The 25,872-nt window shown below is 71.5% G+C and carries 23 protein-coding genes and 1 pseudogene; 13 read left to right on the top strand and 11 right to left on the bottom strand.

Translation table 11 applies throughout. From position 1 onward, the window contains the following. Window positions 1-147 (bottom strand): annotated as a pseudogene (locus tag ACZ5WK_RS28940) (DUF4097 family beta strand repeat-containing protein); the annotation flags it as partial. A 574-nt stretch (window positions 148-721) separates the two neighbouring features. On the opposite strand from ACZ5WK_RS28940, the gene ACZ5WK_RS28935 reads away from it, so the two are divergent. Further along, window positions 722-1,300, top strand: a complete 579-nt coding sequence (locus ACZ5WK_RS28935) for an LppU/SCO3897 family protein (protein ID WP_465551577.1) — start codon at window positions 722-724, stop codon at window positions 1,298-1,300. Between the two features lie 102 nt (window positions 1,301-1,402). Here ACZ5WK_RS28935 and ACZ5WK_RS28930 read toward each other — a convergent pair whose 3' ends face one another. The 3 genes from ACZ5WK_RS28930 to ACZ5WK_RS28920 form a co-directional block, all read right to left on the bottom strand. Next, window positions 1,403-2,173, bottom strand: a complete 771-nt coding sequence (locus ACZ5WK_RS28930; RefSeq protein WP_465551575.1) for a CDP-alcohol phosphatidyltransferase family protein — start codon at window positions 2,171-2,173, stop codon at window positions 1,403-1,405. 264 nt (window positions 2,174-2,437) lie between these two features. Further along, window positions 2,438-3,130, bottom strand: a complete 693-nt coding sequence (locus tag ACZ5WK_RS28925; RefSeq protein WP_465551573.1) for a YidC/Oxa1 family membrane protein insertase — start codon at window positions 3,128-3,130, stop codon at window positions 2,438-2,440. A 118-nt stretch (window positions 3,131-3,248) separates the two neighbouring features. Next, window positions 3,249-3,542 carry a DUF6412 domain-containing protein gene (locus tag ACZ5WK_RS28920; RefSeq protein ID WP_396322685.1) on the bottom strand — a complete coding sequence of 98 codons (294 nt, stop codon included), beginning with the start codon at window positions 3,540-3,542 and terminating at the stop codon, window positions 3,249-3,251. 191 nt (window positions 3,543-3,733) lie between these two features. Between ACZ5WK_RS28920 and ACZ5WK_RS28915 the strand changes: the two genes are divergently transcribed. Together ACZ5WK_RS28915 and ACZ5WK_RS28910 are read left to right on the top strand one after the other, a co-directional pair. Next, window positions 3,734-4,018 carry a type II toxin-antitoxin system Phd/YefM family antitoxin gene (locus ACZ5WK_RS28915; RefSeq protein WP_396322684.1) on the top strand — a complete coding sequence of 95 codons (285 nt, stop codon included), beginning with the start codon at window positions 3,734-3,736 and terminating at the stop codon, window positions 4,016-4,018. Then, window positions 4,011-4,433: a PIN domain-containing protein gene (locus tag ACZ5WK_RS28910; protein WP_465551570.1), complete on the top strand. Its 423-nt coding sequence runs from the start codon at window positions 4,011-4,013 to the stop codon at window positions 4,431-4,433. The genes ACZ5WK_RS28915 and ACZ5WK_RS28910 overlap by 8 nt, the downstream gene beginning before the upstream one ends. Window positions 4,434-4,470: 37 nt before the next feature. On the opposite strand, the gene ACZ5WK_RS28905 is transcribed toward ACZ5WK_RS28910, so the two are convergent. Continuing rightward, complete coding sequence (locus ACZ5WK_RS28905) at window positions 4,471-5,574, bottom strand: Gfo/Idh/MocA family protein (RefSeq protein WP_465551568.1); 1,104 nt, start codon at window positions 5,572-5,574, stop codon at window positions 4,471-4,473. Between the two features lie 548 nt (window positions 5,575-6,122). On the opposite strand from ACZ5WK_RS28905, the gene ACZ5WK_RS28900 reads away from it, so the two are divergent. From ACZ5WK_RS28900 to ACZ5WK_RS28885, 4 genes are all read left to right on the top strand, one after another. Next, the gene (locus ACZ5WK_RS28900) at window positions 6,123-6,902 is read left to right on the top strand and encodes an HAD-IIA family hydrolase (protein WP_465551566.1); all 780 of its coding nucleotides are present in this window, start codon (window positions 6,123-6,125) and stop codon (window positions 6,900-6,902) included. A 97-nt stretch (window positions 6,903-6,999) separates the two neighbouring features. Continuing rightward, the gene (locus ACZ5WK_RS28895) at window positions 7,000-8,295 is read left to right on the top strand and encodes a low temperature requirement protein A (RefSeq protein WP_465551564.1); all 1,296 of its coding nucleotides are present in this window, start codon (window positions 7,000-7,002) and stop codon (window positions 8,293-8,295) included. A 186-nt stretch (window positions 8,296-8,481) separates the two neighbouring features. Further along, window positions 8,482-9,159, top strand: a complete 678-nt coding sequence (locus tag ACZ5WK_RS28890; protein WP_465551589.1) for a uracil-DNA glycosylase — start codon at window positions 8,482-8,484, stop codon at window positions 9,157-9,159. Between the two features lie 201 nt (window positions 9,160-9,360). After that, window positions 9,361-10,431 carry a glycoside hydrolase family 6 protein gene (locus ACZ5WK_RS28885; protein ID WP_465551563.1) on the top strand — a complete coding sequence of 357 codons (1,071 nt, stop codon included), beginning with the start codon at window positions 9,361-9,363 and terminating at the stop codon, window positions 10,429-10,431. Window positions 10,432-10,470: 39 nt separating this feature from the next. On the opposite strand, the gene glxA is transcribed toward ACZ5WK_RS28885, so the two are convergent. The 4 genes from glxA to ACZ5WK_RS28865 form a co-directional block, all read right to left on the bottom strand. Continuing rightward, window positions 10,471-12,402, bottom strand: coding sequence for a radical copper oxidase GlxA (gene glxA, locus ACZ5WK_RS28880; protein ID WP_465551561.1), 1,932 nt, complete (start codon window positions 12,400-12,402; stop codon window positions 10,471-10,473). 32 nt (window positions 12,403-12,434) lie between these two features. Further along, complete coding sequence (locus tag ACZ5WK_RS28875) at window positions 12,435-14,558, bottom strand: glycosyltransferase family 2 protein (protein ID WP_465551559.1); 2,124 nt, start codon at window positions 14,556-14,558, stop codon at window positions 12,435-12,437. A gap of 648 nt (window positions 14,559-15,206) precedes the next feature. Further along, a complete protein-coding gene (locus tag ACZ5WK_RS28870) occupies window positions 15,207-15,797 on the bottom strand; it encodes a 3-oxoacid CoA-transferase subunit B (RefSeq protein ID WP_465551587.1) in 591 nt (196 codons plus the stop codon). A gap of 227 nt (window positions 15,798-16,024) precedes the next feature. Then, a complete protein-coding gene (locus ACZ5WK_RS28865; RefSeq protein ID WP_465551557.1) occupies window positions 16,025-16,786 on the bottom strand; it encodes a CoA transferase subunit A in 762 nt (253 codons plus the stop codon). A gap of 304 nt (window positions 16,787-17,090) precedes the next feature. Here ACZ5WK_RS28865 and ACZ5WK_RS28860 point away from each other — a divergent pair, with 304 nt between their 5' ends. The 6 genes from ACZ5WK_RS28860 to ACZ5WK_RS28835 all read left to right on the top strand — a co-directional run bounded on the left by ACZ5WK_RS28860 (window position 17,091) and on the right by ACZ5WK_RS28835 (window position 23,253). Continuing rightward, window positions 17,091-18,389: a substrate-binding domain-containing protein gene (locus ACZ5WK_RS28860; protein ID WP_465551555.1), complete on the top strand. Its 1,299-nt coding sequence runs from the start codon at window positions 17,091-17,093 to the stop codon at window positions 18,387-18,389. Between the two features lie 152 nt (window positions 18,390-18,541). Next, window positions 18,542-19,294: an ABC transporter ATP-binding protein gene (locus ACZ5WK_RS28855; protein WP_465551553.1), complete on the top strand. Its 753-nt coding sequence runs from the start codon at window positions 18,542-18,544 to the stop codon at window positions 19,292-19,294. Between the two features lie 125 nt (window positions 19,295-19,419). Continuing rightward, window positions 19,420-20,223, top strand: a complete 804-nt coding sequence (locus tag ACZ5WK_RS28850; RefSeq protein ID WP_465551551.1) for an ABC transporter ATP-binding protein — start codon at window positions 19,420-19,422, stop codon at window positions 20,221-20,223. Beyond that, window positions 20,223-21,089, top strand: coding sequence for a branched-chain amino acid ABC transporter permease (locus tag ACZ5WK_RS28845; RefSeq protein ID WP_465551549.1), 867 nt, complete (start codon window positions 20,223-20,225; stop codon window positions 21,087-21,089). Before ACZ5WK_RS28850 ends, ACZ5WK_RS28845 begins: the two co-directional genes overlap by 1 nt. A 167-nt stretch (window positions 21,090-21,256) precedes the next feature. After that, on the top strand, window positions 21,257-22,348 hold the full coding sequence (locus tag ACZ5WK_RS28840; protein ID WP_465551547.1) for a branched-chain amino acid ABC transporter permease: 1,092 nt from the start codon (window positions 21,257-21,259) through the stop codon (window positions 22,346-22,348). After that, window positions 22,345-23,253, top strand: coding sequence for an alpha/beta fold hydrolase (locus ACZ5WK_RS28835; protein ID WP_465551545.1), 909 nt, complete (start codon window positions 22,345-22,347; stop codon window positions 23,251-23,253). The genes ACZ5WK_RS28840 and ACZ5WK_RS28835 overlap by 4 nt, the downstream gene beginning before the upstream one ends. 135 nt (window positions 23,254-23,388) lie before the next feature. Here ACZ5WK_RS28835 and ACZ5WK_RS28830 read toward each other — a convergent pair whose 3' ends face one another. Both ACZ5WK_RS28830 and ACZ5WK_RS28825 read right to left on the bottom strand, forming a co-directional pair. Continuing rightward, complete coding sequence (locus ACZ5WK_RS28830; protein ID WP_465551543.1) at window positions 23,389-24,678, bottom strand: polysaccharide deacetylase family protein; 1,290 nt, start codon at window positions 24,676-24,678, stop codon at window positions 23,389-23,391. Window positions 24,679-24,975: 297 nt separating this feature from the next. After that, window positions 24,976-25,572, bottom strand: coding sequence for a DedA family protein (locus tag ACZ5WK_RS28825; RefSeq protein WP_465551541.1), 597 nt, complete (start codon window positions 25,570-25,572; stop codon window positions 24,976-24,978). Between the last annotated feature and the right edge of the window lie 300 nt (window positions 25,573-25,872).

Here is a 25,872-nt window from a genome sequence, read left to right as displayed (position 1 = left end):
GGCGGCGTTGACGTCGCGGCTCTTGGCGGCGTTGGCGGGCAGGACCTCGATGGTGGTGTCGGCCCGGTCGGCGGCGATGAGGCGGATGTGTCCGGAGGGGATGTCCAGGACGGCGGCGATCGGGGCGGTGGTGGCGAACTTCTGCATGGTGTGCTCTCCTGCACTCGTTGTTTCTAACGAGGGAAAAGCTACGTTGCGTTCGCGAAGCTCGCAAGAGACTCGTTGCACGCAAACACCATAGGCGCAGGTGAAAGGCCTAATATCGTTGCAACGGTCCTGAATCTAACGCAATGACAGGCGCCGATTGCGTTGCATTGGACTGGAGGTGAATGCTATGCGGCGCCGGGCGGCGGGTCCGGCCCTTCGGCAGATTGCACTCGGGCTGACCGGCGGCCTCGCCTGTACGGAGATCGCCCGACGCCTCGGCTTGCCCCGTCCAGGCGGGCCGGGGTCATGGCCGCAGAGGGCGCGATGAACGCCACCGCGGGCGCTGCTCCTGTGCCGGTGCGAGTGTCAGGGAGATCCCGCGGGTGCGGAGTGAGAGATGCGTGTCTCTCGCAATGTCCTTACGTTGCAAGCGATATGACGCAGGTGTTGCCGTCGGCGGGTGTGACGCCACCACGGCCGGGCTGATGATCGTCGGGCTCCGGCAGGACGGTAGCCTGCATCGGTCAACAGCGTGTTGACCGTCCATCATGCAGTCGTCACGGGGATATCAGTCATGTCCGCACCGCCGCCCTACCAGAACCAGCCGCCTCAGCAGGGCTACGGTTACGCACCGCCGCCGCAGATGCCGTACGGGCAGCAACCTCCGTACGGCCAGCAGCCGCAGTACGGCCAGCCGTCCCAGTACGGTCAGCAGCCGTACGTCGCTCAGCAGCCGTATGCCGGCCAACAGCCGCCGGCGCCCCGGCCTCCCCAGGAGCCGCGGCGCAGGAGTCCGTTGCATTCACTGCTCTCGATCGCGATCGTCCTGGCGGTCTTCGGCGGCGGCGCCTGGTACGTGTGGAAGTACAACACGGATCCCAATGGCGGCAAGGCCAAGGCGGAGGCCACGCGCTCCGCGCAGGCGGAGGAGAACAAGAAGTACGAGCCGAAGGTCGGTGACTGCGTCAGGATCCAGGACCCCCAGGGCTCGCCTCTGCCGGTGATCGTGGACTGCAAGTCCGCCGAGGCCCAGTACAAGATGGCCGACACCCTCTACGGCCCCGACCGGAGTTGCGGGTCGGCGTACGACTACGGGATCAAGTACTCCAGCAGGCGGGCCGCCGACTACACCTTGTGCTTCAAGAAGGTCTGATCTTCGCCTCGCGCTCCGGCTGGGTTCGGGCCGCGCTCCGGCCGTGCGCCGGCTGGGTTCCGGCCGTGGTCCGCGGGCGCGGGCCTCGGCCGGAACCGGTGCTCAGCGCAGCCGGGACGAGGACAGGATCGACGCGAGGTGCGCGACCACCATGCCCCAGGTGATCACCGCGATCGCGGCGAGTGCCACCCGGGTCGGGCCGATGTCGCCGACCGCCGCGTCGGCCACCGCCGTCGCCAGCAGCACCAGCGAGGCCTCGATGCCGTTGGTCACCCGGTGGATCTTGAACACGGACGCCAGCCGGCGCGCGGCGGCGATGCCCTGGGAGCGCGGCTGGGTCGACTCCTCGTCGGCCGGCGCCAGCCCGCTCCGGGCCCGCGCCACGTCCACCAGGTCGGTCGAGGCCTTCAGCAGGACGACGCCCAGCGCCGTCGCCAGCCCGACCGACACCCACAGCTCCGACCCGCCCCGCGCGGCCCGCACACCGGCGCCGATCATCAGCGCCGCGTCGGCCAGGTACGCGCCGAGCCGGTCCACGTAGACGCCCGCCGTGCTGAACTGGCGCTTCCAGCGGGCCACCTCGCCGTCGACGCAGTCGAAGAGCAGGAAGCCCTGGAACAGCACCGCCGCCAGCACCGCGCCCGTCAGCCCCGGAATCAGCAGGGCCGCCCCGGCTCCGATGCCGCAGACCACCATCACCCAGGTCAGGGTGTTCGGCGAGACGGACGTGCGCACCAGCTGCCGCGTTGTCCGCAGCGAGATCGCCCGCATGTACAGGCGGCCCGCCCAGTGCTCGCCATTGCGGCTCTGCAGCTTGGCCTGCGGCTGGCAGACCTCCCGCAACTCGGCCAACGACGGGGCCGCGACCACCATGACTTCCTCCACCTGTCCCGCCGGACTTCGCAACGATCAGCACAGGCTACGACCTGCCTCGACCGGGACCCCGGCCGGGTCTTGGACGCGGGGACGGAGATCCGCCGCATCACGCGGGCCGCCGAGGTCATGGCCGCCGGGCACCTCTCCTGGCCCTGACGGCCGCACTCGCGGAACGGGCCCGCGAGCGCGGCTGGGCTCGGACCCATGGCTCGGACCCATGGCTCGGACCCATGGCTCGGACCCGTGCCTCGGGCCGGCGGCTCAGACCAGGGCCGGAACCGCCTCCGGCACCGGCGCGCCCCGGTGCAGCCAGGCGCGTTCGGCGGCGGACCAGGCGGTCGTCGTCACCAGGTAGATCCCGGCGGCCAACGGCACCAGCGCGGCGAAGAGCACCGTGCCGAACGACAGGTACGGCAGGAACGCCGTCCCCGGCTGCGGGGTCGCCTGGAGCGCCTGCGCCCGGCGGGCCCGCCGGAAGCCGACGTACGCGACCGCCGCCAGCGCGGCGTACAGCACCCCGAACACCGCCCACTGGGCCGGGCCCTGCGCACTGCCCACGTGCAGGCCGAGCGGGACGCCGAACAGGGTGTGGCCGAGCAGGTCGTTCGGGGTGGTGAAGAGCCGGTACATCACCGAGAAGAACGGGATCTGCACCAGCATCGGCAGGCACCCCGCGAACGGCGAGGCCTTCTCCTCCTTGTACAGCTCGGCCAGCGCGGCCTGGAGCTTCTCCGGCTTGCCCTTGTGCTTGCGGTTCAGCTCGGCGACCCTCGGCGCGAGCCGCGCCCGCGCCTTCTCCCCGCGCGCCGCGGCCCGCGCCAGCGGGTGCAGGGCGAGCCGGACGCAGACGGTGAACAGGACGATCGCCAGCGCGGTCGGCAGGACCTGGGCCAGGGCGGCGACGACATCGTGAGCCAGGCCGACGGCCGGGTCGAGGAGTGCGAAGACGGACATGGTGATGCGAGCCCTCCGGGGTCTCAACGTCTCAGGACATGAGTGATCTACGGAGGACGGCCGCGTTCGACGGCTCTCGGAAAGAGCTCTCGGAAGGAGCTCTCGTCATGAGGGAGGGTTACGCGGCCGCCGGGGCCGCACCCGGTGCCCTGGGGCGTCGCCTGCCCCGGGCGTCCGGATCGCGCTGCGGAAGAAAGGCGGTCCGGAACGCACGCCTGCGCAGTGTCCCGTCCCGTACGGTGGCCGGCGCCCGCGCGCCGAGCAGCCGTGCGGCGGCCAGCGTTCCCGCCACCGCACCGGCCACCAGGACCACGGCTGCGGCGGCCGCCACCGAGGTGAGCGTCCCACCCTCGGTGAGCACCTCCCCGGTCAGCACCCGGAGCATCCCGAGCAGCATCGCGACGAATCCCACGGCGTGCTCCTCTCTCGCGCTCCGGTCACCGGCTTCGGACGTTGACGACGATCGTACGGCCTGCGGAGTTCCCGTGCGTCGGGATCGTCAGGAACGATCATCGTCCGCGCTCGTACCACCCGTGCAGGAGGGGCGCTTTCGCGGGTCCGTGCGCCGTAGCCAGAGGGGCTACGCGGGGCTACCTTGGAGGGATGAAGACGATTTCCCAGCGGGAGTTCCGTAACAACTCCGCCGCGGTGATGGATGCCGTGGAGGCGGGGGAGACCTTCCACATCACCAGGAACGGGGTCGAGGTGGCGGAGCTGCGGCCGGTGGCGGGGCGGCGGCGGCTCACGGCGGAGGAGCTGGTGGCCCGCCACGTGAAACTGCCGCGGGTCGACTACCAGCAGATGCGCAAGGAGGCCGAGGAGTACTTCGGCCCCGAGGAGCTGGTGGGGGACGAGGGCGACGACCCGTTCGAGCGGCGGCGTGGCTGAGCGGCGCAGGGCGTCCCGGCGGCGGCCGGCCGGGGTGCTGGACACCTGCGTCTACATCGACCTGGCACTGCTCAACCCGGCCGAGCTGCCGGCCGTGCCCGAGCTGACCGCGATCACCTTCGCCGAGTTGCAGCAGGGCGTCTCGATGGCGCGCGACCCGGCCAGCCGGGCGGCGCGGCTGGAGGTGCTGGGGGCGGCGATGGCGGACTTCGACCCGCTGCCGTTCGACGCGGCGGCCGCCGCCCGGTACGGGACGCTGGTCACCCTCACCATCGCCGCCGGGCGCCAGCCGCGTCCGCGCCGGATCGATCTGATGATCGCCGCGGTCGCCTCCGCGCACGGGCTCCCGCTGTACACGCGCAACGTCGCGGACTTCCGGGGGCTGGGCTCGGCGGTGGAGATCATCGGGATCTGACCGGCCGGGCCCGGGCGCGGCCGCCGCGAAGGACGGGTCAGTCGAGCCGGACGGTCGTACCCGTGGCGGCCGAGGTGCGGGCGGCCTCCAGGACGGTGAGGGTGGCGGCGGCGTCGCGCGGGTCGACCGGGGGCGGGGTGCCGGGGGTGGCCAGGGCGGCGGCGATTCCCGCGTAGTAGGCGGGGTAGTCGCCCGGGTCGGTGGGGACGGGGGCGGCGGCCTCGTCGGTGCCCAGGGTGCCGTAGTGGGAGGGCTGGTCGGCTCCCCAGGGGACCCCGGCGCGGCCGGTGCCGTCCGGGCGGTGGCCGGCGCGCAGGTCGGCCTCCTGCGGGTCCATGCCCGACTTCACGTAGCCGGCGGTGTCGCCGAGCACCCGCAGCCGCGGGCCGCCCAGCGGGGTGATGGCACTGGTCCACAGGTGGGAGCGGGTGCCGGAGACGTGGGTGAGGGCGAGGAAGGAGTCGTCGTCCACGACCGCGCCGTCCCGGCGGACGTCGACCTCCGCGTACACCGTCTCGACCGGCCCGAACAGGGTGAGCGCCTGGTCGACCAGGTGGCTGCCCAGGTCGTACAGGGTGCCGCCGACCTCGGCCGGGTCGGCCAGCTCGCGCCAGCCCGCCTTGGGCTTGGGCCGGAACCGCTCGAACCGGGACTCGAAGCGGTGCACCCGGCCCAGCGCGCCCTCGCGGACCAGCCGGGCGGCGGTGAGGAAGTCGCCGTCCCACCGGCGGTTCTGGAAGACGGAGAGCAGGACGCCCTGGGATTCCGCCAGTTCGCAGAGCGCCAGCGCGTCGGCGGCGGTGGCGGCCAGCGGCTTGTCGACGACGGTGGCCAGCCCGGCGTTCAGCGCGGCCCGGGCGAGCGGGACGTGGGTGCGGTTGGGAGAGGCGATGACGACCAGGTCGAGCGCGTCCGGGGCGGCGAGCAGCTGCTCGGGGGTGTCGACGGCACGGGCGCCGGGGTGCTCCCGGTGCAGCTGGTCTCGGCGGTCGGGGTTGGCGGTGACCACCGCGTCCAGCCGGAGCCCGGGGGTGGTGGCGATCAGTGGGGCGTGGAAGGCGGAGCCGGCCAGGCCGTAGCCGATCAGGCCGACGCGGAAGGGGCCGTCGTGGTGAGGGGTGGGGCGCGAGGAGGGGCTCATGCGGCTTACTCAATCACGGTGCGCCCGGTTGGCCCTGGTTTCGGTGCGTTGCGCCCCGCGCTCGCCGGGAGGGCCCGAGGGCGCGGTCTCAGCATGCGCGCGTGCCGGGGGTGCGGCGGAGTCGGCGGCGGGGAGACGTCGGCGAACGGGCGGGGCGGGGGGACTCCTGCGAGGGAGCGCGGTGAGGGTGGTGTCGTTCACGCCGGCCGGGGGTGCGGGCGTGCTGAGGGGCGATCAGCGCGGTTGGGGGCGGCTCAAGGAGCCGCCGGGACGGGCGCGGGCCGGTCGGGTGCGAAGGGCCGCCGTCTCGGTGGGCGGCCGTTTCGAAGGGAGCCGTTTCGGTGGGCGGGACATGATGCCGTCGACCTGGTGTGCGGATTAGGCTGTGGCCCGTTGGGGCAGCCAGCAGGACCCCCGGCGGTCCGGCGTCCCGAGGAGGGCCCGGCTGGTGGGAGGCGCAACGGTGACGGCGGTGCGCCGCGGATTCGTACGACCATCGCTAGACGTTGCAAGAGCACGACCCTTGCAAGACTTCGGGAGACACGCACGTGGCAGACCGCAAGCCCATCGAGTCCTGGCTGACCGACATGGACGGGGTCCTCATCCACGAGGGCACGCCGATCCCCGGCGCGGAGGAGTTCCTGCGCCGGCTGCGGGAGTCCGGCAAGCCGTTCCTGGTGCTGACCAACAACTCCATCTACACCCCGCGCGACCTCAGCGCCCGTCTGGCCGGCATGGGCCTGGAGGTGCCCGAGGAGTGCATCTGGACCTCGGCCCTGGCCACCGCCAAGTTCCTCGAGGGCCAGCGCCCGGGCGGCACCGCGTACGTGATCGGCGAGGCGGGCCTCACCACCGCGCTCTACCAGGCCGGCTACGTGCTGACCGACAACAACCCGGACTACGTCGTCCTCGGTGAGACCCGCACCTACAGCTTCGAGGCGCTCACCAAGGCGATCCGCCTCATCAACCAGGGTGCCCGGTTCATCTGCACCAACCCGGACGAGACCGGCCCGTCGACCGAGGGCGTGCTGCCGGCCACCGGTTCGGTCGCGGCGCTGATCACCAAGGCGACCGGCGTGGAGCCGTACTTCGTCGGCAAGCCCAACCCGCTGATGATGCGCGAGGCGCTGAACACGGCGGGCGCCCACTCGGAGACCGCCGTCATGATCGGCGACCGGATGGACACCGACATCGTGGCGGGCATGGAGGCGGGCATGGAGACCATCCTGGTGCTCACCGGTCTGACCGCCGCCGCCGACGTGGAGCGCTTCCCGTACCGGCCGACCCGGGTGGTCAACTCGATCGCGGACCTGGTCGGCCTGGTCTAGCCTCACCACTGTTCGTTTCCGGGCCCTGCCCTGGCCGTCCGGCCGGGGTGGGGCCCGCGTGTTGTGCCCAGCTGTTGCGTGTGCGGAGGAGGGGCGGATGAGCACGACGAGGGAGTCCGGCGGGGGCTCCACGGGGGAGTTCGGCAGGCGGTCCACGGGGGAGTCCGGCGGTGACGTCGCCGGGCAGCGCACGAAGCCGGTGACCGGACCGGTGACCGAGCCGTTAACGGAGCCGGTCACCGAACCGAGGGCCGAGCCGAGGGCCGAAGCGAGGGCCGAGCAGTTCGCCGAGCCGTTCACCGATGAGAAGCGGGTGACCTGGGCGGAGCTCTACTTCGACCTGGTCTTCGTCTTCGCGATCACCCAGGTGTCCGGCCTGCTGCACCACCACCACGACTGGGCGGGCGTCGCGCAGGCCCTGGTGGTGTTCGTGCCGGTCTACTGGTGCTGGGTCGGCACCACGGTGCAGGCCAACATCCGGGACGTCGACACCCCGCGGGACCGGATCGGCATCCTCGGCGTCGGGCTGGCCGGCCTCTTCATGGCGCTGGCCGTGCCCGGCGCGTACGAGGGCCGGGGTGTGCTGTTGGGCGCCGGGTACTGGGCGGCCCGGGTGGTGCTGTTGGTGATGCTGATCCGCGTCCCGGGCGTCTGGCGTGGGCCGTACGGGGTGGGCGTGCTGGTCAGCGGACCGCTGCTGGTGGTGGGCGGGCTGCTGCCGGAGGGGCCGCGGATGGTGCTCTGGTCGCTGGCGGCGCTCTGCGACCTGTCGGGGCCGGTGCTGTTCCGCAACCGCCTGGCCAAGGTGGCCTACCACCCGTCGCACATGCCGGAGCGGTTCGCGCTGTTCCTGCTGGTCGCTCTCGGCGAGTCGATCGTCGGAATCGGCGCCACGGCCGCCGGCGCCCGGCTCGACGCGGCCGAACTGGGGGCGGTGGCGGCGGCGTTCACCATCTCCTGCGGGCTCTGGTGGCAGTACTTCGTCTATGCGGCGGACGCCATGCGGCATGCCGTCACCGTGGCGGACTCGCGCCGGGACGTGATCCGCCGGGTGTTCCAGTACGGGCACCTGGCGCTGGTGGCCGGGGTGATCGCGGTGGCGGTCGGCTTCGGCGAGACGGTGGCCGACCCGCGACAGGTGCTCGGCGCGGGCTCGGTGGCGCTGCTGTACGGGGGCTGCGGGCTGTACCTGCTGACCTTCGGGTACACCCGGTGGATGATGTTCCGCGCGGTGTCGACGACGCGGATCGTGGCGGCGGTGGTGGTGCTGGGGCTGGTCCCGGTGATGGTGCGGCTGCCGGCGCTCGTGGTGCTGGTGACGCTCGCGGTGCTGCTGGTGGCGCTGAACGTGGTCGAGCACGTGCGGGTGGGGCGGGCGGCTCCGGCGGAGTGAAGTGTCAGTCGGGCTGTGTAGCGTTCGGGGTGGAAAGTGGGCGTGCGGCGCGAGACCGCGGTGCGTCCGAGGGTCGGGGCGGTGCGGCGGTGAGCGGCCGTCCGGTGGGAGGTTGATGTCGTGACGGACACGGTTGAGGCGGAAGCGGTCGAGACGGGCGTGGGCGAGGCTGGAGCGGGTGCCGGGCTGGAGCTGCCCGAGGCCTGGCGAGAGGTGCTGGGCGCCGAGACGGAGAAGCCGTATTTCGCCGAGCTGGCGGCCTTCGTGGCGGCCGAGCGCGCGGAGCACCAGGTCTTCCCGCCGAGCGGGCAGGAGTTCTCCGCGCTGGAGGCCACCCCGTACGAGAAGGTCCGCGTGCTGGTCCTCGGCCAGGACCCGTACCACGACGACGGCCAGGCCCACGGCATGAGCTTCTCCGTGCTGCCGGGCACCAAGACGCCGCCGTCGCTGCGCAACATCTTCAAGGAGCTGGATGCCGACCTCGGCATTCCGGCGCCGGACAACGGCTACCTGAAGCACTGGGCCGAGCAGGGCGTGCTGCTGCTCAACGCGGTGCTCACCGTGCGCGCGCACGAGGCCAACTCGCACAAGGCCAAGGGCTGGGAGAAGTTCACCGACGCGGTGATCAAGGCGGTGAGCGCGCGCGAGGAGCCGGTGGTCTTCGTGCTCTGGGGCAACTACGCGAAGAAGAAGCTGCCGCTGATCGACACCACCAAGCACGTCGTGGTCCAGGGCGCCCACCCGTCGCCGCTCTCGGCCAAGCTGTTCTTCGGCAGCCGGCCGTTCTCGCAGATCAACGAGGCGCTGGACGGTTTCGGCGTCGACCCGATCGACTGGCAGGTGCCGAACCTCAAGCAGGGCTGACGGCCTCGCGATGAGCTGATGCCTCGTCTACTCGTCGCCGCTGCCCGCTGTTCACCGGCCTCGGCCGCCGGGCGGTACCCGGTGTGCGAAGCTGGGTGCCGACCGGGTCGCCGGACCGGGTCTGGGGAGGGGCGGTACGTGCGCCGGGTAGGGCGAGGAGCGGGGTTCCGGCTGGCTGCGGGGGCGGCTTTGCTGGGGCTGGTGGCAGGCATTGCGGGGTGCAACGGCGGTGGCGCGTCCGGGGGTTCGGGCGGCCGTTCGGGCACGGGGGCGGCGCCTGCGCCGACCGGGGCCGGTGCGGCGGGGGGAACGGCGGGTTCGGCCGGTTCGGGGGAGACGACCGGTTCGGCCGGCGGTGCCGCCGGAGGGGCGTCTGCCGCCGGGCTCGCCCAGCTGCCGGGCCAGACCTTCTACGTCTCCGACCAGACCTCGGCCGCCCAGCAGCTCGTCACCCTGCGCGGCCAGGGCCGGGCGGCCGAGGCCGACACCCTGCTGAAGATCGCCGCCCAGCCCTCCTCGCAGTGGCTCGGCGACCAGGCGGCCAAGGGCATCGTCGAGCAGGTGAGCCGCCGGGCCGCCGCCGTGGACCGTACACCGGTCTTCGTCGCGTACAACATTCCGCACCGCGACTGTGGCCAGTACTCGGCCGGCGGTGCGTCGGACGCCGCGGCCTACCGCTCCTGGATCACCGGCCTGGCGGAGGCGCTGGGCGACCGCAAGGCGTGGGTGGTCCTGGAGCCGGACGCCGTCGCACACACCCTGGACGCCTGCGGGGTGAAGGGGGCGGCCGCTGTCGAGAGGTACGGCCTGCTGGCCTTCGCCGTACAGGAGTTGAAGAAGCGCCCGCAGGTGCGCGTCTACCTGGACGCGGGCAACCCGGGCTGGGCACAGGACCCGTCGGCGATGTCCGACGCCCTGCGCAAGTCCGGTGTCGCGGTGGCGGACGGCTTCGCGGTCAACGTCTCCAACTTCTACGGCACCGACCGGAACGCGGCGTACGGCACCGAGCTCTCCGCCGCGTTGGGCGGGAAACACTTCGTCATCGACACCAGCCGCAACGGCAACGGCCCGCTGAGCGGCGACGCCTGGTGCAACCCGCCCGGCCGTGCGCTGGGCGAACCGCCCACCACCGAGACCGGCCGCTCCGGCGTCGACGCCTACCTCTGGATCAAGAACCCCGGCGAGTCCGACGGCGAGTGCGGCCGCGGCGAGCCCCGGGCGGGCGAGTTCTGGCTGCCGTACGCCCTGGGGCTGGCGCGCGGGGGCGCATAGCCGCTCTGCGGACGCCGGCTGTGCGGTCACCCTGATCGGTCAGGCCGTCACCTTGATCCACCGGGCCACCGAGGGGGTGCCGGAGCCGTCCGTCACGAACAGCATGTACCAGCCCGGCGGGAGCAGGTCCGGGTTGGCGGGAAGGGTGAGCGCGACGCCGCCGTCCGAGCGCGCGCCGACGTCCAGGGCCACCGACCGCTGTTCGACGTCGGTCGCGTGGGTGACCGAACTCGGCCGGACCAGCTTGGCGGTCACCACGCCGTCCGGTTTGGGGGACTTGACCGTGATGCCGGTGCCGAGCCGCGCGGTGGCCGGCGCGTCGGTCAACTGCGGCCGCTCACCGTGGAACAGGTACGGCGGTGTGTAGATCTCGATCCGCTGCTCGAAGGTGCCCGGCTCGGCGTCGGCCTTGTCGGCGAAGAGCGGGTTGGAGCCGAGGACCACCACCCGGCCGTCGGGGAGCAGCAGCGCCTCGGAGTGGTAGTTCCGCCCGACGGTCGGCTCGGCCGCGGTGGTGAAGGTGTTGGTGTCCGGGTGGTACATCTGCGCCTTGAGCAGGTCGCTCTTGTGCTTGCCCCGGTAGTCGCTGGAGCCGCCGGTGGTGAACACGGTGTCGTCCGGCAGGATCACGCTGTTGAGGTAGCGGGTGCCGCCGGCCGGCAGGTCCGGGCCGGGGGTGAAGACGGGCTTGGCGGCGGAGAGGTCGGCGATGTCGGTGCGGGCGGTGGAGAGCGGGGACTCGCCGACGCCCCCGCCGCCGAGCACCATCACCTTCTGTGCCTGGGCGGGCGGCAGCAGTACGGAGGACGAGGTCTCGGTGAGAGCGGGGTCGCGCAGCCCCGGCACCGGCTGGAAGCTGTTGTCCCCGAGGTCCCAGAGCCCCGGCTCGCGGCCCTTGTCCGCCGGGCCGTAGCCGGCGTTGGAACCGGAGTAGAAGAGCTTGCCGGAGGCGGTCAGGAAGATCGACGGGTAGGTGGGGAAGTAGCGGTCGGGCGCCTTGGACCAGGTCTTGTTCGCCGGGTCGTAGATCTCGTTGTCGTTGCCGCTGAGGATCTGTCCGGTGTCGTCCAGCCCGGAGACGGTGACCACCCGCCCGTCGCCCAGCCCGGTGAGCGTCGGGTACCAACGGGCGTACGCCATGTCGGTGACCTGCTCGTACATCTCGGTGTCCGGGTTGAACTCGAAGGCGGAGCGGATGCCCTGGAAGTCCTGTTTCTCCAGCGTCATGCGGTCGGCCATGCCGTAGATGTTCCGGGCCTCGGCGCCGCTCAGGCCCTTGATCGAGTACTGGGCGGGGGAGTTGTTGACGTAGTCGGCGCCCTGCGCGACCGCCTCCACGAAGACGTGCTGCTCGCTGGCCTTGACGACGGTGCGGTCGCCGGCGCCGGTCTTGACCGCGGCCGGGACGGTCACCTCGGCGGTCGACACGTACTCGCGGCCGTTCGGGGCCGTGAACACGGTGCCCTTGGGGAACGTCCGGGCCGCGTCCGGGTTCTCGTTGCGCACCCGCATGGTGCCCGCCGCCTTCTTCACCGCGCCGTCCAGCGCCTCGTACCGCTGGGTGCCGCCGGCCACCAGCAACCGCCCGTCGGGCAGGGCGGTGTGGCCGCCGCAGAACATGTCGGCCGGGGTCGGGACCACCTTGTACGTGTTCCTGGCCGGATCCCAGAGCACGCTCTTGAAGCTGCCCGCGTCGAAGCTGCGCTGGTCATTGCCGGAACCGGCGATGATCAGGACCTTGCCGGTGCGCAGCAGGCTGGCATGGACGGCGTTGATCCGGAACGCGGCGGGGAGGACGACGGTCTGCCAGTGGCCGTACTCGGCCTTGTACTCGGGGCGGTTGATCACGTAGTCGTGGTACTGCGCGTCGGCGAAGCCGAGCACGGCCGGCGCGTTCATCCCGGCGACGGTCAGCGCGACCGTGCTGCCGAGGGCGAAGCGCCTGGTGCGGCCGGCGTTGCGGATCTTCACGGTGGTTGGTCCCCTCGTGCTGCGGGTGCGGTTCAGCGTGTGGTGGTGGGCGCCGGGGCGGGTTCGGTACGGCTCTGCGCGGGGACGACGGGGGCGGGGGCGGCGCCCTTTGCCGGGGCCGTTGCTGTTGAGGTCGTCGCGGCGCCGGTGACCGAGAGGGTGGACGTCGGCCGGGCCCGGCGGCGCCGGACGGCGTCGGCGGCCAGCACGAGCATCGGCAGCACGCTGAGGAAGAACGCCAGGCAGGCCCAGGTGCGCATGGCGACGTGATCGTGTCCGGTGAAGAAGGACGCGGTGACCGCGCCGCCGAACACCAGCGCCCAGAACAGGTGGATCCGGAACGTCGTCACCCGGTCCGGGCTGGCCGAGTCCCCCTTCGGTGTCACCACGAAGCGACTGCGGAGGCGAAGTGCCGCCTGCAGAAACGATGCTGCGTAGATCGGCCCGCAGAGCGCCGACATCACCATCCCGGCGACTCCGGACGACCCGGCCGGCTCGTGCGGGCTCACGTTGTGCTTCCGGTTCCAGGTGTAGAGCAGCACCTGGAGGGCGGCCGCGTCGCTGTACAGCATCATCCAGATCTCGGACGACACATGGACGCCCGATGCCCCGAACCCCAGGTAGAGCACGCTCGACACGCCGCCGAGCAGCCAGGTCAAGGCCGCCATCGGGTAGAAGCAGACCATCAGCGTGTAGTTGAGCAGCCGGCCGGGCGACAGCCGCCAGGCCGCCCGCCAGTACTGGGTGAGCAGGGTCTCGTAGGTGCCCCGGCTCCAGCGCAGTTGCTGGGAGAAGAAGTCGGTCCAGGACGACGGCCCCTCGCCGACCGCCAGCACGTCAGGCGTGTAGACCGACGTCCAGCGCGCGCCGGTGGCCGGGTTCCGGCGGCGGTGGAACTCCAGCCCGGTCGCCATGTCCTCGGTGATCGAGTCGTACAGGCCGCCGATCGACTGCAGCGCGCTGATCCGAACGGCGTTGTTGGTGCCGACGAACATCGGTGCGCCGTAACGGTTCCCGGCCCGTTGGATCAGCGCGTGGAACAGGAACTGCTGGCTTTCCGAGAACTTGGTGACCGCCGACCCCGAGCTGCGGTAGTTCCCGTAGACCTGCGGCCCGACCACGAACGCGACGTCCGGGTCGCGGAAGTAGCCGAGCATCCGCTCGCAGAACTCCGGTAGCGGGACGTGGTCGGTGTCCACCGAGACCCAGAAGTCGTAGGCGCCGCCGTGCGCCTGGAGCCAGCTGTTGTAGTTGCCGTGTTTGGTCTTGGCGCGAAACCGGCCCTTGGACTGGTTCCACTGTTCGACCCCGCGCCGGCTGAAGTGCCGTGCACCGAGCTCGGCACAGAGCGCGCGCATAGCAGGATCGTTTCCCTCGTCGAGCAGCCAGACGTCGTACGGACCGTCGTGCCGGACGGCCAACGCGGCGGTGAGCGTGGTGCGCACCATCTCCGGCGGCTCCTTGCCCGGCACGCAGGTGGTGATGAACGCGACCCGGGTGCCCGCCTCGGGTGTGACCGGGACGGGGTCGCGGGCGACCAGGGTGGCGTGGGTGTTGGAGACCACGTTGACCAGCCGGAACACCTCGACCACCGCGATGATCCCGATCATCACCTTGTCGCCGAGCAGCAGCCAGGCGTGCGTCTCGCCCGGCCGGACCGGCCAGTGGCCGGGGAGCAGCAGCCAGACGAGCAGCACCGCCTCGACCAGCGGCGCGGCCAGCAGGAGCAGCGCCGCCCGGATCCGGTGCGGCTCGCGGCGCAGCAGGCTGCGGTACTGGACGCGGTAGGGAGGGGCGGACGCCTCGGCGGGCTCGGACGCTTCGGTGGGCTCGGGGTCGGTGGTGGGATCAGTGGCCTTGGCGGGATCGGTGGCCTTGGCGGGATCGGTGGTCTTCGCGGGATCGATGGTCTTGGCGGGATCGGTGACTTCGGGGGTGGTGGCCGGGCCGGCCAGGCGACTGAAGTGGACGTAGTCGTAAGGGGCTTCGGGGACCGGTATGGAGCGAAGGTCGTCCTCGACCGTGGCTTCCGGAGCGGCGGTCTCCGGAGCGTGCATGGCCGGGGTGGGTGTCGGCGGGGTGGATGTCTGCGGGGTGGGTGCTTCCGGGGCGGTTCTGGCTTCGGCGTCCGTCTGTCGCGAGAACAGCTTGATCATGTGTGGCTCCCCCCGTGGCCGGCCGCTTGCGCCGGCCGTTCGTGCGTGCTCCGACCGGGGGTATGCGACCTGGAGTCCCGCGCTGCGAACTGCGCGCGCTGGGATCGAGCGCTCCCCCCAGAGCCTTGCTTTCGAAGCAGAACACCGCCCGGTGAACTGCGCCGTTTCCAGGCAGTTTCCGGGCCGTCAATCATTAAAACGTATACGATCGATATTGTCGTGTATCTGCGTGGCTACCTCGAATGCGGGACCCCCGCTCGTTCTCCGGACTCCCCTCCGGGGGTGCGGGACCCTTGGCTTCCCCAACTCTCCCGGAGCGCAGACGTGATCGCAACCGATCTGAGAAACGATCATTGCGCAAGCATGAAGATATGACGATTCCCGGCCATTCGGGTCGCCGACGGTGCTATGGGGGTGGATTCACATCCGGGCATTCCGGGTCGGTCGAATAAATGCGCGAAGGCCGGACCGCCGCGCGGGCAGTCCGGCCTTCGTGTCTCCGCATGTCGCCGCCGGGGTCGCCGTCGCGTGCCTCTCCCGCGCGTCCGTGGTTCGCGTCTCCGTAGTCGGCGTGTCCGTACGTGGCGTGTCCCTACACGCGTGTCCGTCTTTCTCGTCTTCGCGTGCGTGCTGCTGGGGCGGTCGTTCTCAGCCGATCGGCAGAAGGCGCGGCCCGGTCGCCGTCCGGACCTCCTCGAATCCCACCCCCGGGGCCGTCTCCACCAGGCGCAGCCCGGCCGGTGTGACGTCGATGACCGCCAGATCGGTGACGATCCGGTCGACAACCCGTCGGCCGGTCGCCGGGAGTGAGAGCTCGTCGACGATCTTCGGCGAGCCGTCCTTCGCCGTGTGCTCCATGACGACGATCAGCCGGCGGGCGCCGTGCACCAGATCCATGGCGCCGCCCATGCCCTTGACCATCTTGCCCGGGATCATCCAGTTGGCGAGATCCCCGGCGGCCGAGACCTGCATCGCCCCCAGGACGGAGACGTCGATCCGGCCCGCCCGGATCATGCCGAAGGAGAACGCGGAGTCGAAGTACGAGGCCCCGGCGGCGACCGTCACGGTCTCCTTGCCCGCGTTGATCAGATCGGGGTGCTCGGCCCCGTCCTCCGGGTACGGGCCGACGCCCAGGATGCCGTTCTCCGAGTGCAGCACCACGTGGACGCCGGGCGGAAGGTGATTGGGGATCAGGGTCGGCAGGCCGATGCCCAGGTTGACGTACTGGCCGTCCCTCAGCTCGCGGGCGGCCCGTGCGGCGAGCGCGTTCCGGGGGTCGAGTGGGCCGCGCGGGTCGAGCGGGTCGCAGGGGGCTGGTGGGCTTCCGGGGGCGAGCGGGGTGGGCGCCTCTGCGGGGTGGGTGGGCGCCAGGGCGGACACGGTGGCGGTCGGCTCGGCGGACGTGGCGGAGGTCGGCTCGGTGATCGGCTCGGTGGTCTCGGTGGTCGTCCTGGTGGTCATCGCGGTCAGGCCTCCTGAGGTGCGGTGCGGACGGTCCGACGCTCGACGCGGCGGTCCGCGGGATCGGCGGCGACCACCCGGTCGACGTACACGCCGGGGAGGTGGACGACGTCGGGCCCGAGCTCGCCCGGCTCGACGATCCGGTCCGCCTCGACCAGGGTGATCCGGCCGGCCGCCGCGCAGAGCGGGTTGAAGTTCCGGGCGGCCGCGTGGAAGACGCAGTTGCCGTGCCGGTCCGCCACCTCGGCGCGGACGAGGGCGAAGTCGGCCGTGATGGCCTCCTCCAGCAGGTAGCGGCGGCCTCCGAACTCCCGGACCTCCTTCGGCGGTGAGGCCAGTACCACCGAGCCGTCCGCCCCGTACCGCCAGGGCAGCCCGCCTTCCTCGACCTGGGTGCCGACCCCGGCGGGGGTGAAGAACGCCGGGATGCCGGCGCCCCCGGCCCGCAGCCGCTCGGCGAGGGTGCCCTGCGGCGTCAGCTCCACCTCCAGCTCGCCGGAGAGGTACTGCCGGGCGAACTCCTTGTTCTCGCCGACGTAGGAGGAGGTCATCCGGGCGATCCGCCCGGCCCGTAGCAGCAGGCCGAGCCCCCAGTCGTCCACCCCGCAGTTGTTGGACACCACCCGCAGGCCGGTGGTGTCCGTGGCGGCCAGGGCGCCGATCAGGGTGCTGGGGATGCCGCAGAGGCCGAAGCCGCCGACGGCCAGCACCGCTCCGTCGGGAATGTCCCCGACCGCTGCGGCGGCGGAGTCCAGGACCTTGTCCAAAGGGTCACCTCGTGAGGGGGTGTGGGTGAACGGGGGTGGGTGGAGGGAGGGGAGTGCCCTCGCCCGCCACCACCGTCACCGTGCGCGCCCTGCCCGTGCCATGGCGGGCGACGCCACGCACGTACGCCGACCCGTGGCGGCCGCCCACACCGGGTGATCGCCGGTGGGCCGCAGGTGCGGTGGTATGGCGGGCGCAGCCATATCCAGGCGGGCTGATACGTCGACCGGGCACATGTTGCAGCTTTCGCGCCACACCTACGGTTCCGGCATCCACCCCCGCAGCACCCCCCAGGAGTCGGTCATCATGCGCAGCTCGACAGCCCTCACCAGGACCGCCTCCGGTGCCTCCGCAGGCACAGCCGGAGCTGCCGGCACGGCCCGCAAGGCAGCTGCCGGCCCCGGCCGCAGACTTGCCGCGATCGCGGCCTGCGCCCTCCTCGCGGCCGGCTGCGCCGAGGCCGGTACGGCGGGCACCACCGCGGCGGACGGCGGCGGCTCCAAGGGACCGGTCAAGGTCGGGCTGGTGTACTCCAGGACCGGGCCGCTGGCCGCGTACGGCAAGCAGTACCTGGAGGGCTTCAAGGCCGGTCTGAACTACGCGACCAAGGGCACCGGCGCGGTCGACGGGCACAAGATCGAGTTCGAGGAGCAGGACGACGCGGGTGACCCGGCCAAGGCGGTGTCGGCCGCCAAGGACCTGATCGGCAAGGGGCACAAGATCCTGGCCGGCTCCACCGCTTCGGGTGTCGCCCTCCAGGTCGGCCCGATCGCCGCCCAGAACAAGGTGCTCTTCATCAGCGGCCCGGCCGCCGCCGACAAGGTCACCGGGTTGAACAAGTACACCTTCCGTTCCGGCCGCCAGTCCTACCAGGACATCAGGACCGCGGCCTCGTTCATCGGTGATGCCAAGGGCAGGAAGGTCACCGTGCTCGCTCAGGACAACGCCTTCGGACAGGCCAACGTGGCAGCCGTCAAGGCCGTGCTCGGCACCCAGGGCGCCACGGTCGACGCCGTGCTCGCCCCGCCGAGCGCGACCGACCTGACCCCCTTCGCCACCCAGGCCAAGACCGCCAAGCCCGACCTGCTGTTCGTCGCCTGGGCCGGCGACACCTCATCGGCCCTGTGGACGGCGCTGAACCAGCAGGACGTCTTCGCCGAGACCAAGGTCGTCACCGGCCTGGACCTCGCCGCCTCCTACCCGCTCTTCGGCCCGGCGGGCGAGAAGATCTCCTTCCTGGACCACTACTTCGGGGGTGCCGCCGGCACCCCCGTGGAGAAGGCCATGGACGAGGCCGTCACCGCCGGGGGCGGCAAGTCCGACATCTTCACCCCGGACGGCTTCACCGCCGCCCAGATGATCGTGCACGCGATCGAGGCCAACCACGGCTCGACCGATGACACTTCGGCGCTGGTCAAGTCGCTGGAGGGCTGGAGCTTCGACGGAGTGAAGGGGCGGGCCACGGTTCGTGCCGAGGACCACGCCCTGCTCCAGCCGATGTTCCAGGTCCGGTTGACCGGTACCGGCGCTGCCGCCAAGCCGGCCGTGGAGAAGACGCTGACCGCGGACGAGGCGGCGCCGCCGGTCACCCCGATGGCGGGCTGATCCCGATGCCCGGTCCTGCTTCGTCCGCCATGGGCACGCCCTCGCCCGCTGGGCCCTCGCCCGCGTCGGCCGGGGCCACGCCCACGTCCGCCGGGGTCATGGCCCCGCCCACCGCGGCTACGGCGTCATTCACCAAGGTCGCATCCTCCGCCATGGGCACGCCGGTGCTGCGGCTCACCGGTCTCGGCTGGTCCGTCCGCGGTGTGCCGATCGTCGAAGACGTCTCCTTCTCGGTCGGGGAAGGCGAGTTCATCGCCTTCATCGGGCCCAACGGTGCCGGCAAGACCTCCCTCTTCAACCTGATCTCCGGTATCTACCCGGCGAGCCACGGCACCCTCGAACTCGACGGCACCGACATCACCTCCGAGGCCGTTCACGCCAGGGCACGCCGCGGGCTCGGTCGTACGTTCCAGACCTCCTCTCTCTGGCCGGGCATGACGGTGGCCGACCACGTCCGGCTGGCCGCCCAGGCCGCGGCCGGGCCGCGGGCCTCGTACCGGATCTGGCGCCGCGCCGACCGCTACGCGGAGCAGGTGTCCGAGACCCTGGAGCGCACCGAACTCCGGCACCGGGCAGGCACCTTGGCGAGTGCGCTCTCCCACGGCGAGAAGCGCAAGCTCGAACTCGCCGTCCTGCTCGTCTCCGACCCGCGGCTGATCCTGCTGGACGAGCCGATGGCCGGGGTCAGCGCGGAGGAGGTGCCGGCCCTCACCGAGCTGATCCGCTCGGTGCACCGCGACCTCGGCCGCACCGTACTGATGGTGGAGCACCACATGGATGTCCTGCTCGGCCTGGCCGACCGCCTGGCCGTGATGCACCACGGAACCCTGCTCGCACTGGACACCCCTGAGGCAGTGATGGCGGACGCCACGGTGCAACAGGCCTACCTGGGCGAGGCGCTGTGACCGACTCTGCCTTCCCCACTACCTCCTCCGGTGTTATTGCCGGCGTCGCCCACACCGCCGGGCCCGGTGCCCCATCCGGAGCACCGGCTGTCGACGGGGCCCTCCTCTCCGTTCGCGATCTGCGGGTGGTCATCAACGGACTGCACATCCTGCACGGGGTCGACTTCGACGTGGCGCCGACCGGCGTCACCGCGCTGCTCGGACGCAACGGCGCGGGCAAGACCACCACGGTCAAGGCCGTGATGGGCCTGGTACCGCGCACCGGCGGCGTGCTGTTCGCGGGTGCCGAACTCTCCGGTCTGCCTACACACCTCGTGGTCCGTCAGGGCATCGGGTACGCCCCCGAGGACCGCGGTATCTTCGCGGGCCTCACGGTCGCCGAGAACCTGCGTCTGGCCGAGCGGGACCACGACGCCGAACCGGCCTACCACCTCGTCCATGACCTGTTTCCCGAACTCAAGCAGCGGGCCCACCAGTTGGCCGGAACCCTCTCGGGCGGCCAGCAGCAGATGGTGGCGATCGGCCGGACCCTGCTCAACCGCAACCGGCTGATCATCGCCGACGAGCCCACCAAGGGCCTGGCGCCGAAGATCGTGGCGGAGGTGGCCGACGTGCTGGCACGCGCGGCCGAGGCCGTGCCCGTTCTCCTGGTCGAGCAGAACCTCGCCCTCGTTCGCCGGCTCGCCGGTACCTGCGCCGTGCTGGCCGACGGCCGCACCGCCCACCGGGGCGGCACCGCCGAGCTGTTGGCCGACGAGGCGGCGGCCCGCCGCCTGCTGGGCGTCGGCAGCCGCCGACCCGGAGCCGGTCCCGTGGTGACCGCCGCTCTGACGGCCGGCGCCGCGGTCGACGGCCGTCAGGTGACCGGCTCCCCGGCGGCCGGCCAGGCTCCACCCGGCCCTGCTGTCACCACGGAGGTGAACCCCTGATGGACACGATCGTCCTCCTCACCTGTACCGGACTCGGTCTGGGTGCGCTGTACTTCCTGGTGGCCTCCGGTCTCTCGCTGATCTTCGGTCTGATGGACGTGCTCAACTTCGCGCACGGCGCCCTGCTCTCCATCGGCGCCTATGCCACGTGGTGGGCCGGCACGGAGGCCGGCTTCCCCTTCTGGCTCGCCGTGCCGTTCGGCACGCTGGTCGGGACGGCCGCCGCCGTCCTGCTGGAGCTCTTCCTGATCCGGCCGCTCTACAGCCGGCCGCGCGACCAGATCCTCGCCACCGTCGGCGTCGGGCTGGCCGTGCCCGCTCTCCTCATGGGCATCTGGGGCGCGGACGCCCGGCCCTTCCCGCAGCCGGAGCTGCTCTCCGGCACCTGGCGCCTGTTCGGTGCGACCGTCCCGGTCAACCGCTTCGTGCTGGTGGCCGCGGCGGCCCTGCTGCTGCTCGCTCTTCGGTTGTTCCTCGCCCGTACCCGCTACGGGCTGATCGTCCGCGCCGGCGTCGAGGACCGGGCGATGGTCACGGCGCTCGGCATCGACGTCCGCAAGGCGTTCACCCTCGTCTTCGCCCTCGGTGGCGCCGCCGCCGCTCTCGGCGGTGCCCTCGGCGGCCTCTACTTCGGCTCGGTCAACCCCGGCCAGGGGACCAGCCTGCTCATCTTCGCCTTTGTCGTTGTCGTGATGGGCGGTATGGGTTCCGTCACCGGGGCCGCCGTGGCCTCGGTCTGTGTCGGCCTCGTCCAGCAGTTCGCCAACTACTACACCGCTGCAGGGCTCGGCGACCTGTCGGTCGTCGTCCTACTGGCCGTACTGCTCCTCGTACGACCCCGCGGACTAACCGGGAGGCTCGCGTGAGCACCAACACCTCCACCACGAGCACCGGTGGCACCGCGGCCGACCGCACTGCCGCCACTTCAGCAGGGGGGACTGACACCAGCCCTGCCGAGAGACATTCTGGACGGACGGGCGAGGCCGGCGCCATCCCTCGAACAGGTGAATCAATCACTGAGCGCTCGACAGCGGTGCACCGAGCGCTACGCTGGTGGCCGATCGCTCTGCTGATCCTGCTCCTTGTCGCCCCATACAGTGCGCTTCCCGTCCCGGGACTGCTCGACGGCCCGCTCGGCAGCCCCGGAAGCCTCCAACTCATCGCCCTGTGCCTGCTCTACGGAGCCCTCGCCACCGGCTACGACCTCCTGCTCGGCCGTACCGGACTGCTCTCCTTCGGCCACGCGCTCTACTTCGCGACCGGCCTCTACGCCACCAACCTCGGCATGCTGGAGCTCCGACTGCCGTTCGCCGCGGCGGCACCCTTCGGCGTCGCCTGTGCCGTCGCGCTGGCCCTGCTGCTCGGCTCGGTCAGCCTCCGCGTCACCGGCATCGGGTTCTCCATGGTCACCCTGGCCTTCGCACAGGCCGGTTCGATCCTCGTCCAGCGCAACCCCGGCGGCGTCACCGGTGGCGAGGAGGGCCGGTCGGCGCCGGCCGACCAACTGCCCTCCGCCTTCCTGGGCATCGAGAACACCGCCAACCTCTACTGGATCGCCGTCGCCTACCTGGTGCTCACCCTGGCTGCGGTCCACTGGGCCGTCGGCTCCCCGGCCGGGCGGGTCTGGGAGGGCATCAAGGAGAACGAGCGCCGGGTCGAGGTGCTCGGACTCCGCCCCTACGGCTACAAGTTGATGGCCTTCGTCCTCGCCGGAGCCCTCGCCGCGGTGGGTGGGGTCGTCTACCTCCTGCTGACCGGTGGGGCCACTCCGCAGGCCGCCACCTCCGACGCCACGCTCTCACTGCTGGTGATGGTCGTCCTCGGTGGATCCGGTACCCGCTGGGGGCCGTTGCTCGGCGGCGTCATCTACACCTGGGCCGGTCACCGGCTCGGCGACCTCGCCAACTCCGAGACCATCGCCGGCCTTCCCGCCGTCCTGCGTGTCCCGCTCTCCCAGCCGCTCTTCCTGCTGGGCGGCCTCTTCGTCGCCGTGGTCTACCTGCTGCCCGGCGGCCTGGCCAGACTGCCTGCCCGCATCCGTGTCGCCCGCTCCGGCCGATCGGCCCGGGCCACCGGCCAGGCCGGTGCCCCCGGTGCCCGCCCTACAGGAGGTACCCCCGCGTGAGCCGGTCATTCCCGCAGCCCGAGCAGCTGACGGTCCCCGTTCCCGGGGGCGACTTGGCGGTGCTCCGCTGGCCCGCCACCGTGCCGGGGGCTCCTACCGTCGTGGCGGTGCACGGCATCACCGCCAACGGCATGGCCTGGTTCGAGATCGCCCGCAGGCTCGCCGGCCGGGCCACACTGCTCGCACCCGACCTGCGTGGACGCGGGGCCAGCCGGACCGTGGGCGGGCCGTACGGCCTGGCCCGGCACGCGGACGACATGGCCGCCCTGATCACCGCGCTCGACCTGGGGCCGACGCCGGTCGTAGGGCACTCCATGGGCGCCTGGATCACGGCGCTGACGGCCGTGCGCCACCCCGAGCTGGTCAGCCGCGTAGTGCTGGTCGACGGGGCGGTCAGCTTCCCGCTTCCGGAGGGCGTCCGGGAGGAGGAGGCGCTGGCCGCGGTGCTCGGCCCGGCCCTGGCCCGGTTGTCGATGACCTTCCCGGACCGCGCCGCCTACCGCGCGTTCTGGCAGCAGCACCCCGCCTTCAACGCCGACTGGTCGGAGGAGATCGATGCTTACACCCAGCGCGATCTGATCGGCACCGAGCCCGAACTGCGTTCCGCCTGCGTCCTGGAGGCGGTTCAGACCGACGGCGCACAGGTCCTGCTGGACCAGGACGCGGCCGCCGCGGTGCACCGGCTGCCCTGCCCCGGTGAACTGCTGTGGGCGGAACGCGGCCTGCTCGACGAGCCGCAGGGCCTCTACGACGACAAGCGGATCGCGATGGCAGGCCTGGACAAGGCCCGGGTGGTGGCGTCGTCGCTGGTGCCCGACACCAATCACTACTCGATCCTCTGGGGGCGGGCCGGCAGCGAGGCCGTGGTTCAGTGCCTCCTCGGCACCGGGCCGGCGGCCGGGTAGCAGTCGGGGAACCGGCAGGCAGGGCTGGTTGTTGCGGCCCCGTCGGCCGGTCCGTCACGCTACGCCGGCCGGTACGTCACGGCTGCGCCGGCCGGTGCGTCGCGGGTGTGCCTGACTGGGGGCGGTGCGCGCTGCTCAGCCGGCGGTGCCGAGGAAGGACTCCCACCCGCCGGCCGGCGCCTGCCCCACGTTCAGCGAGCGAAGCTTGCGGATCGTGGACTGGTCCTGCACCTCCAGCCAGTCGACCAGCTGCCGGAAGGACACCAGCCGGACGTCCGGCTTGCCCGCGATGGTCTTCAGGGTCTCCTCGACGGCGTCCATGTAGATGCCGCCGTTCCACTGCTCGAAGTGGTTGCCGATGAAGAACGGCGCGCGGTTGCTGTTGTAGGCCCGGTCGAACCCGGCGAGGTAGGCGTCCCGGGCCTGGGTGCGCCAGTCGTTGTACTTGGCCGGGTCGCCCTTGGTGCTGCCGGCCGACTGGTTGGCCAGGATGTTGTAGTCCATCGACAGGACCTGGAAGGCGTGCCCCGGGAACGGGATGCTCTGCAGCGGGAAGTCCCAGACCTTGCCGTCCTGCACCTTCTGCGGCCATATCTGCTGGCCGCCGGAGGAGCTGGCGTCGTACTTCCAGCCCATCTTGGCCGCGGTCGGAAGCAGGGCCTTCTGCCCTTCGAGGCACGGGGTGCGGCCGCCTATGAGCTCCTTCTTGTAGTCGAAGGGGAGCGGGTCGACGTCGGTGAAGCCGGTGTTGGTCCGCCACTGGGTGACGAACCCGATCGCCTGGTCGATCTCGCTCTGCCAGTCCTCCGGCGTCCACTTGTTGACGCCGTTGCCGTCCGAGCGGGTCGAGCAGAAGTGCCCGTTGAAGTGGGTGCCGATCTCGTGGCCGGCCAGCCAGGCCTGGCTGATCAGCTTGATCGTGTTCTTGACCGCGCCGTCCGACAGGTACGGGATGTCGGACGCGCCGACCGAGTGCTTCGGCGGGTGGTACAGGTCGGACTTGCCCTTCGGGAGGGTGTAGATCCCGGAGAGGAAGAAGGTCATCGACGCCTTGTGCTCCTCGGCCAGCTTGAGGAAGCGGGGGAACTGGCCGTCGTCGGTGGCGCCGGCGCCGTCCCAGGAGAACACCACGAACTGCGGCGGGCGCTCACCGGGCTTGAGCTTCTCCGGCTTGGGCTGGTTCGGCTGGGGGCCGGTGTCGGACGTGGAACCGTCGCCGATCGGAGTCCCCTTGGGTGCACCCTTGCTCGGAGAGCCGCTGCCCGTCGGTCCGTTGTCTGCACTGCTGCTGCCCGGGGTGGGGGCGGTACTCGACCCTGAACCCGACCCCGAACCCGATCCGCCGCTGGAGCACGCCGTCACTGCGCCGAGGGCCACGGTCGCGGCGGTGGCACTGAGCACGGTCCTGCGCGAGATGTTGGTCATGGTCTCCCCTGGGTGCCGCTGGCCGGGTGGTGATGGCGTCCGTGGGCCGTACCGGTCAAATCAGGCAATTGATGATTATTCTGCTTTTAGCATGCCATGTGGACGCAGGGGGCACCAAGGTGCCGAGGTCCATTGACAGTCAATACGCAGAATGCGTGCGCAGGGGCTGCGGAGACAGTCCTTCTGTTGCCGTCCTGTGACGCTCGGCTCCACCCACCCTGGTATTGCTCGGGCGTGTCGCAGGGTGAGTCGACGGTCTGTCGGCGATGAACCGCCGGGAGATGAGCCCTCGGGGCGTCAGATGGTGGCGAGCCGGCGGTGGCGGCGAACGATCCGGGCGATCGTCGTGCTGACCGCGGTGGCGGCAGCGCAGGAGACCGCGAGGCTCAGCCAGGCGGTGTCGAACCAGTGGCTGTTGAGCCAGCCCAGCGTGACGATGTAGGCGGCCCAGATCAGCGCGGCCAGGGCGGACCAGCGGAGGAATCGGTGCGGCTGGGCGGGGGAGTGGCCGATAGCCAGGTCGAGGACGGTGCGCCCGGCCGGCACGAAGCGTGCGACGACCACCATCGCGGCGGCCGCCCCGGTGGTCCGTCCGTCCAACGCTTGCTGGACCCGGGCCACGCTGGCGGCCAGCTTGGGGCGGTGTTCGAGTCGTCGCTGCACCGAAGGGGCGCCACGGCGGGCGAGCTGGAGGAGAAGCAGGTCCCCGAGGAACGAGGCCACCGCCACGCCGAGCCCCAGCAGCAGTGGCGCGCCGTCTATCTGCGCCGTCTTGAGCACGGCCAGGATGACCAGCGTCCCGCTGGGGATGAAGGGGAGGAAGGCGTCGCCGAGTACGGCGAAGAGCGCCAGGGCGCAGATCCATGAGGATCCGATCACCGCTGAGATGTCCAAGGTCCGACTCCCTCCAGGCTGCCCAGGGGGAGCAGATGGCTGCAGGGGACAACGCTAGCGCCTCGACTTTTCATGCCATGAAGCACCCCGGCTGTGCCGGACCTCACAAAGGCGCGAACCCCCGGGGCGGGGTGCCGCTCCGGGGGCTCGTGGGGATCGATCGGCGCTGGTCCAGCCCGATGACCTTGCTGTTGAGGACGGATCCGGTTGGGTGATCCGCTCTGCCCCCTAGCCTGCCGGACGCCGGGCGCCGATCGCGAGCCCTGCGGCTGGCGACTTCCCGCGGTGGCGTGAAGTCGC

This window comes from Kitasatospora sp. NPDC032757, from assembly GCF_055579305.1.
The sequence above is the reverse complement of the archived record's forward strand: the minus strand, read 5'-3'. Positions and strand labels throughout refer to the sequence as shown.